This window comes from Nonomuraea candida (assembly GCF_000725485.1).
Classification (GTDB): Bacteria; Actinomycetota; Actinomycetes; order Streptosporangiales; family Streptosporangiaceae; genus Nonomuraea; species Nonomuraea candida.
This window is the reverse complement of record NZ_JOAG01000224.1, coordinates 1-215: the sequence shown is the minus strand read 5'-3', so window position 1 is coordinate 215 and position 215 is coordinate 1. Positions and strand designations below refer to the sequence as shown.

Sequence of the window (215 nt, the reverse complement as noted above, 5' to 3'; positions counted from 1 at the left end):
TTCGACCCGGAGCGGTTCCGCATCGTCCTGTTCGACCAGCGCAACTGCGGCCGCAGCCGCCCGCACGCCAGTGACCCGGCGACCGACCTGACCCGCAACACCACCCGGCACCTGATCGCCGACATGGAGCTGCTGCGCGAGCACCTCGGCATCGACCGGTGGCTGCTGTACGGCGGCTCGTGGGGCTCGACGCTGATCCTGGCCTACGCCGAGAC

1 protein-coding gene is annotated in these 215 nt (G+C 70.7%); it reads left to right on the top strand.

Translation table 11 applies throughout. The annotated features are described in order from the left end of the window. Positions 1-215: alpha/beta fold hydrolase (locus IO39_RS43815; protein WP_043638070.1), on the top strand; the 215-nt coding region annotated here is incomplete at both ends.